The sequence below is a fragment of the Actinorugispora endophytica genome, from assembly GCF_004363075.1.
Lineage (GTDB): Bacteria > Actinomycetota > Actinomycetes > Streptosporangiales > Streptosporangiaceae > Actinorugispora > Actinorugispora endophytica.
The window spans coordinates 266,568-274,043 of the sequence record NZ_SNYN01000006.1; the positions used below are offsets into that span (position 1 = coordinate 266,568).

A 7,476-nucleotide genomic window follows, 5' to 3' on the forward strand; every position below is an offset into this window, starting at 1 on the left:
AGCAAGCAGAACCGGACAGCTTTCGAGCCGGTCCAGACCGGGAACGCGCGCTCGGCGCCCTTTCCCGGAGGAGCCGGCAGAGTAGCAAGAAGCGAGCGGAAAGGCCCCTCGTCGTGGCAGCACCGCAGAACTACCTCGCGGTCATCAAAGTCGTCGGCATCGGCGGCGGCGGTGTCAACGCCGTCAATCGCATGATCGAAGAGGGCCTCAAGGGCGTCGAGTTCATAGCGATCAACACCGACGCCCAGGCGCTGCTCATGAGCGATGCCGACGTCAAGCTCGACGTCGGGCGCGAGCTCACCCGCGGCCTCGGCGCGGGCGCCAACCCCGACGTGGGCCGGAAGGCGGCCGAGGACCACCGGGAGGAGATCGAGGAGGTCCTCAAGGGCGCGGACATGGTCTTCGTCACAGCGGGCGAGGGCGGTGGGACGGGCACCGGCGGCGCGCCGGTGGTGGCCAACATCGCCCGCTCCCTGGGGGCGCTCACCATAGGGGTCGTCACCCGCCCGTTCGGATTCGAGGGCAAGCGCCGCGCCACCCAGGCCGAGTCGGGCATAGCGATGCTGCGCGAAGAGGTCGACACGCTCATCGTCATCCCCAACGACCGGCTCCTGTCCATCTCGGACCGCCAGGTCAGCGTCCTGGACGCGTTCAAGGCCGCCGACCAGGTACTGCTGTCCGGTGTCCAGGGCATAACGGACCTGATCACCACGCCGGGCCTGATCAACCTGGACTTCGCCGACGTCAAGTCGGTCATGTCGGGGGCGGGGTCGGCCCTCATGGGCATCGGCTCGGCCCGCGGCGACGACCGCGCCGTGGCGGCGGCGGAGATGGCGATCTCCTCGCCGCTGCTCGAGGCCAGCATCGACGGCGCGCACGGCGTGCTGCTGTCCATCCAGGGAGGCTCGGACCTCGGCCTGTTCGAGATCAACGAGGCGGCCCAGCTCGTGGCGAACTCCGCGGCGCCCGAGGCCAACATCATCTTCGGCGCGGTCATCGACGACGCGCTCGGCGACGAGGTGCGGGTCACGGTCATCGCGGCCGGGTTCGACGAGCCCCAGGTGGAGGCAGTCCCCCCGTCCCGGGCGGTGACCGCGCCTAGTCCTCCACCCGTGCAGCGGCCCGCGCCCGCCCCGGCGCCGGTCCGCCCGGTCGAGCCCGCGCCCGAGCCGGTGCGCGAGCCCGAGCCCCCGGTGCACCGCGCCCCGGAGCCCCCCGTGTACCGCGCGCCCGAGCCGGTCCGCGAACCCGAGCCCGAGCCCGAGCCCGAGCCCGAACCGACCCGGGTGATCGAGCCCGAACCGGTCGCCGAGCCGGAGGAGCCCGAGGAGAGGCCGTACCGCCCGGGCGGCATCCACGCGGTGGGGGAGAACGGCTACAACCGTCCCCGCACGTCGGAGAGCCCGTTCTCCCGGACCAGCGAGATCCCGACGCCGCGGCGCAGGGTGGTCTTCGACGAGGGTGACGACCTCGACGTCCCGGACTTCCTCAAGTAACCGCAGTACCGCGTCGCCCGGCCTGGGATCCCAGGCCGGGCTTCGCGCGCTCCGCCCCTCATCCCCTCTGCCCCCACCAACGGACAAGGAGGTGCTCGCGCCGATGAGCACCGTGATCGAACTGGCGCCCGGCGTCCGGGCCGGGTTCACCCAGCGCGGTGGCGGGGTCAGCCGGGACCCCTACACCAGCCTGAACCTGGGCGGCCACGTCGGCGACGACGCCGAGGCCGTCGCCGAGAACCGGGAGCGGGCCGCCCGCGGGTTCGGCCTCGACCCCCGCCGCGTCGCGTGGATGAACCAGGTGCACGGCTCCGACGTCGCGGTCGTGGCCGATGGCGGCCATGCCGGCGACGCGGACGCCGTCGTGACCACCGAGGCCGGACTGGCGTTGGCGGTCCTGGTGGCGGACTGCCTTCCGCTGCTGGTCGCGGACCCGGAGGCGGGCGTCGTCGGCGCGGCGCACTCGGGGCGGCCGGGAACGGCCGCGAACATCGCCTCGGCGCTGGTGGGGGAGATGACGCGGCACGGCGCCGACCCGGCGCGGTGCACCGCGCTGCTGGGGCCGGTGATCTGCGGACGCTGCTACGAGGTGCCCGCCGAGCTGCGGGAGGAGGTGGCCCGGTCCGCGCCCGAGGCCTGGTGCGACACCGCCGAGGGCACGCCGGGTGTGGACATCCGCGCGGCGGTCGCCGCCCAGCTGGAGCGGGCGGGCGTGGGAGCGGTCAGGCACGACGCGCGGTGCACCAGGGAGAGCGCCGAGCTGTTCTCCTACCGCCGCGACTCCGCCACCGGCCGGTTCGCCGGATACGTCTGGAGGGTCTGACATGGGCGGGACGAACGCGCGGCGGGCCGAGATCGCCGCGAACCTGGAGCGGGTGCGGGAACGGGTGGACGCCGCCTGCGCGGCGGCCGGGAGAGCGCCGGAGGAGGTCCGCGTCATCGCGGTCACCAAGAACCATCCGGCGTCCGACGTGCGTATCCTCGCGGAGCTCGGCCTGCGCGACGTGGGCGAGAACCGGGACCAGGAGGCCGCCGGGAAGGCCGCCGAGTGCGGTGATCTCGATCTCACCTGGCACTTCGTCGGGCAGCTGCAGACGAACAAGGCGCGCTCGGTGGCCCGGTACGCCGACATGGTCCACTCGGTGGACCGGGGACGGCTGGTCGCGGAGCTGGCCAGACGCGCCCGGAACGAGGGGCGTGAGCTGGGCTGCCTGGTCCAGGTCAACCTGGACCCGGACTCGGAGCGGGGGCTGATCGGTCCGCGCGGCGGGGTCGACCCCGCGGACGTGCCCGCCCTGGCGGACGCGGTCGCCGCGGAGGAGGGCCTCTCGCTGGGCGGGGTGATGGCGGTCGCGCCGAGGGGGTCCGATCCGGAGCCGGCCTTCGACCGGCTCTACTCGGTCGCAGCCGACCTCAGGGCTCGCTACCCTCGTGCCACGGTGATTTCCGCGGGGATGAGCGGGGACCTGGAGGCCGCGATCCGCAGGGGTGCGACACACCTGCGGATAGGTACGGCGTTGCTCGGCGACCGTGTGGCGATCGTGGGGTAATGTCCCCACATGGACCTTGGGGCTCACGCTGTGGCCTCCGCCAGCGGGGTCAACCGGGCCTGAACCAGCGATAAGTCATCTGCGGTACATCACCACAGGGACGACGGAAGGCAAGAGATGGCCGGCGCTATGCGCAAGATGGCGGTCTACCTCGGCCTCGTGGAGGACGACCGTTACGATCACCGCTATGCGGATGAATACGATGACTTCGATGACTTCGATGAGGGCGTCGAGGAGCGGTCCGGCCGAGAGCACGGACCCCGGGACGCCGACTCTCGAAGTGACTCCGTGACGGATTCGGGCGATTACACCGTGTCTCACAATGAGCGACGTAATGTCTCCGTCACCGCCCCCGCGACAGCCGATCTCGCGCGAATCACGACGCTCCATCCCCGGACGTACAACGAAGCGCGTACTATCGGAGAGCATTTCCGGGAGGGCATCCCGGTGATCATGAACCTGACCGAGATGGTCGACAGCGACGCCAAGCGCCTCGTCGACTTCGCGGCGGGGCTGATCTTCGGGCTGCATGGCAGTATCGAACGCGTGACGAACAAGGTGTTCCTGTTGTCTCCGGCTAATGTTGAGGTGACCGCTGAAGACAAAGCACGTATCGCTGAGCGAGGGTTCTTCAATCAGAGTTAGAACAGCACAGACGTCCAGTGAGGCAGCCGGAGTACGAGTGTGAACATCGTCCAAGTCGTGCTCGGCAACGTTCTGTACTTTGTCCTATACATCTTCCTGTTCGTTCTGATCGGGCGGTTGGTGTTCGACTTGGTCCAGTCCTTCGCCAGATCATGGCAGCCCACCGGATTCGTATTGGTCCTGGCCGAGACGACGTACACGATCACGGACCCTCCCCTGAGGTTCCTGCGACGCTTCATCAAGCCCATCCGGCTGGGGAGCATCGCGCTGGACCTGAGCTTCACGGTCCTGTTCATCGTGGTGATGGTCCTCATCCAGTTCGTGGCACTGATCCCGACCATGTAGCAAGGCCCGAGATGTCGGAAAGGTAGGCTCCGGTTCCGATACGTGAGTCTTGGTCATGATCTGGATTGCCGTAAGGTCACGATCAGGTAGCGTCCCTACGGACAGAGTCCAAGCGCGCCAAGGAGACGAACATGCCGCTGACACCCGCGGATGTACGGAATAAACAGTTCAGTACGACCCGGCTCCGGCCGGGGTATGACGAAGAAGAGGTCGACGCCTTCCTCGACGAGGTCGAGTCCGAGCTCGACCGCCTGATCCAGGAGAACGAGGAACTGCGCGGCAAGCTCGCCGAGTGCTTGCGCGGCAAGGTCCCCCCTGCGGGAATGAACGACTTCCAGCCCCAGGAACCCCCGCAGCAGATGGCGCCCCCCGAGCCCCCCAAGCCCGAGCCGATGCAGATGCGTCAGCCCGAGCCCATGCAGATGCGCCAGCCCGAGCCCATGCAGCAGAGCATGCCCGCCATGGGCCTGCCCGGCGGCGGCGAGGACAACATGGACACCGCCGCCCGGGTGCTCGCCCTCGCCCAGCAGACCGCCGACCAGGCGATCTCCGACGCCCGACGCGAGGCCGACGAGACCCTGGGCCGCGCCCGCCACGAGGCCGACGACATCCTCGGCAAGGCCCGTCGCCAGGCCGAGCAGATCGTCAACGAGGCGCGCGCGCGTTCGGAGAACCTGGACCGGGACGCCCAGGAGCGCCACCGCCAGGTGATGGGCACGCTCGTGCAGCAGCGCGACGAGCTGGAGCACAAGGTGGCCGGGCTCAAGGACTTCGAGCGCGAGTACCGCAGCCGGCTCAAGGACTACTTCGAGCGGCAGCTGCGCGAACTCGCCGAGGGAGCGAACGAGCACAACAACCCGAACGTCACCGGCGGCTTCCAGACCATGGCTCCCCCCACGGGCGCCAACCCGTCCCTGCAGCACGCGGGCCCCGGCGGTCCTCCCGGAAACCCCTTCGCCTCTCCCGAGCCGACTCCGCACGGCAGCTACCACCCGGGCGAGCCGCACGACCGCCACTGAGACCCAGTGGTCGGTGAAGACACAATTGAACCCCTGAGTTCGTGAAAAGGCATCCATCCCGGTGATCATCGTTTGCCTGGTGCTGGTCCTCGCGGCGTTCGCCGTGATCGGTACGGCACTGGCGCTCGCAGAGCTGTCCCTGGTCTATGTCGCGCTGGGGCTCGGCGGACTGTCCGCCGCCCTGCTCGCGGTCGAGGCCGTCCGAAGCAGGAGAACCCTGTTCGGAGGGGACCGGGCGAAGCCGCTCGCTGGTCACCTGGCTGCCGACACTCGGGAATCCGTGACAGGGCTGCCACGGACGGACGGTTTGGGGAAGGCGTCCGTCCGCACCATCCCTGTCCCGGAGCCTGTCGGCACCGGAAGCTCACCCGCGCGCCCCGAGGACTCAGGGGAACCGGTCGGCCAGGCCGACACATCCGCACCCGCGCCGGTTTCCGAACCGGTGCGGGCGGCCGTTTTCACGCGGCCCGACTCCCGGCCCGTGCCCCCGGTCGACGAGGCCGAGGAATCCACCGTCAAAACGCCCGAGCCGGTGGACGACGAGGAGACCGTCGACCTCGCTCCGGAGAAGGGCGCGGAGGACGACGAGGAGACCGAGCGGATCACCCCGGCCCCGTCGGGCTCGTCCCCGGACGAGGCGACGACGGTCGTCCGGATCCCCGTCGCGGTGCCGGTGGACGACGAGGAGACCGAGCGGATCACCCCGCCCCCGGCCGAGGCGGACGAGGACGACGAGGCCACGGTCCGCTTCGTCCCGCCGGGCGAGGACGACGAGGAGACCGAGCGGATCACCCCGCCCCCGGTCGGGGCGGACGACGAGGACGAGCACGCCCCGGCGGCGGTCGCCTTCAGCGAACCCGCCCGGTGGGACCCGCCCGTCCACGCGCCGGACCAGCGCGGCGAGGGGGACGAGGAGGCCGTGACCCCGGCGAACGAACCCCCTGCGGATCTCGCGGACGACGCGGAGGAGACCGAGCGGATCACCCCGCCCCCGGTCGGGGCGGACGACGAGCCCGACGACGAGCCCACGGTCCTGCTGGTTCCGGCTCCGGTCGAGGAGACCGAGGAGACGGCCGCGGTCCCCGCTCCGGTCGAGGCCGAGGACGACGAGGCCACGGTCCGCTTCGTCCCGCCGGGCGAGGACGACGAGGAGACCGAGCGGATCACCCCGCCCGAGGAGGACCCGGACCGCACGGCGGACGTCCGGCGCTCCCCCGGGTCGGAGGACTGACCGGCCCCTCTCCGGTGTGTCAGGGCTGAGGGGTCTAGAGAGGTTCCGGTTTGGGGGTGTTTTTCGCTGTTGTGGGGTGACGTTTTGGCTTGGCGTGGGCTAGGCCGAAGAGATGAGATATCCCGATGGCGGTGGACTGACCGCCTCCGAACGAGAACAGCGTGAACAGATCCGGCTGGCCGCCGCCGACCTGTTCGAGCACGGGGCCACCGCCGCCCAGGTCGCGCGTCGCTTCCGCGTCTCCGTGTCCTCGGTCAACCGCTGGCGCCAGGCCCTCGCCCACGGCGGCCGGCCGGCACTGGCCTCCAAAGGCCCCGGCGGCGCGGCGTGCAAGCTCGACCCCGACCAGACCGAGGAACTACAACGCGTCCTGGAGGCCGGACCCGCCGCCCGAGGCTTTGCCGACCAACGCTGGACACTGGCGCGCGTCATCGAGGTGATCCACGAGGAGTTCGACGTCACCTACAGCTCCTCGGGACTGGACGAGCTGCTGCACCGGCTCGGATGGAGCGTCCAGACCCCCACCCGGCGCGCCAGCGAACGCGACGAGGACGAGATCGCCTTCTGGCGGGGAAAGCAGTGGGAACTCGTAAAAAAACCGCGGCGGACCTGGGCGCCTGGCTCTGCTTCGAAGACGAGGCGGGCCAGGGCCTGAGGCCCCCCAAAGGCCGAACCTGGGGACGACGCGGCCACACCCCGATCGTGCGGGTGGGCGCCGCCGGATCGGACCGCGTCGCCCTGGCCGCACTGGTGTGCGTCAAGGCGGGCCACCGCCCGCGCCTGTTCTACCGCACCCACATCCACCACGGCCACCGCAGAAACGACCCCAAGGGCTTCACCGCCACCGACCACGTCCACCTGCTCGACGCCGCCCACCAACGCCTGGGCGGCCCCATCGTGCTCGTCTGGGACAACCTCAACACCCACACCAGCAAAGAGACCCGCGCCCTCATCGACGCCCGCCCCTGGCTGACCGTGCACCGCCTTCCCCCCTACGCGCCCGAACTGAACCCGGTCGAGGCGGTGTGGGCCCACCTGAAACGATCCCTGGCCAACTTCACCAAACGCACCATCGACCAACTCGCCGCCCTGACCAGAACCCGACTCGCCCACATCCAACGCCACCCCGACCTCATCACCGGATTCCTCGCCAAAACCCCCCTCAACCCCACACCACCCCTATAACCCCC

Annotated in this window: 9 protein-coding genes; all 9 read left to right on the forward strand. The window is 70.3% G+C overall.

Annotated elements, in window-relative coordinates:
* Window positions 1-113 precede the first annotated feature (113 nt).
* The 9 genes from ftsZ (at window position 114) to EV190_RS11515 (ending at window position 7,471) form a co-directional block, all read left to right on the forward strand.
* Window positions 114-1,496, forward strand: coding sequence for a cell division protein FtsZ (ftsZ, locus tag EV190_RS11475; RefSeq protein ID WP_133741489.1), 1,383 nt, complete (start codon window positions 114-116; stop codon window positions 1,494-1,496).
* Between the two features lie 103 nt (window positions 1,497-1,599).
* Window positions 1,600-2,319 carry a peptidoglycan editing factor PgeF gene (gene pgeF, locus EV190_RS11480; protein ID WP_133741490.1) on the forward strand — a complete coding sequence of 240 codons (720 nt, stop codon included), beginning with the start codon at window positions 1,600-1,602 and terminating at the stop codon, window positions 2,317-2,319.
* Between the two features lies 1 nt (window position 2,320).
* A complete protein-coding gene (locus EV190_RS11485; protein WP_133741491.1) occupies window positions 2,321-3,046 on the forward strand; it encodes a YggS family pyridoxal phosphate-dependent enzyme in 726 nt (241 codons plus the stop codon).
* A 117-nt stretch (window positions 3,047-3,163) separates the two neighbouring features.
* Window positions 3,164-3,691 (forward strand): cell division protein SepF, encoded by a 528-nt coding sequence (locus EV190_RS11490; RefSeq protein ID WP_133741492.1) that lies wholly within the window; start codon window positions 3,164-3,166, stop codon window positions 3,689-3,691.
* A 39-nt stretch (window positions 3,692-3,730) separates the two neighbouring features.
* Window positions 3,731-4,036, forward strand: coding sequence for a YggT family protein (locus tag EV190_RS11495; RefSeq protein ID WP_133741493.1), 306 nt, complete (start codon window positions 3,731-3,733; stop codon window positions 4,034-4,036).
* 131 nt (window positions 4,037-4,167) lie between these two features.
* Entirely contained in the window at window positions 4,168-5,055 is an 888-nt protein-coding gene (locus EV190_RS11500; protein ID WP_133741494.1) for a DivIVA domain-containing protein, read from the forward strand.
* 61 nt (window positions 5,056-5,116) lie between these two features.
* Window positions 5,117-6,286, forward strand: a complete 1,170-nt coding sequence (locus EV190_RS11505) for a hypothetical protein (protein WP_133741495.1) — start codon at window positions 5,117-5,119, stop codon at window positions 6,284-6,286.
* A 112-nt stretch (window positions 6,287-6,398) separates the two neighbouring features.
* Window positions 6,399-6,941 carry a winged helix-turn-helix domain-containing protein gene (locus EV190_RS11510; protein ID WP_133741496.1) on the forward strand — a complete coding sequence of 181 codons (543 nt, stop codon included), beginning with the start codon at window positions 6,399-6,401 and terminating at the stop codon, window positions 6,939-6,941.
* Window positions 6,866-7,471 (forward strand): IS630 family transposase, encoded by a 606-nt coding sequence (locus EV190_RS11515; protein ID WP_133741497.1) that lies wholly within the window; start codon window positions 6,866-6,868, stop codon window positions 7,469-7,471. The genes EV190_RS11510 and EV190_RS11515 overlap by 76 nt, the downstream gene beginning before the upstream one ends.
* The last annotated feature ends 5 nt before the right edge of the window (window positions 7,472-7,476 follow it).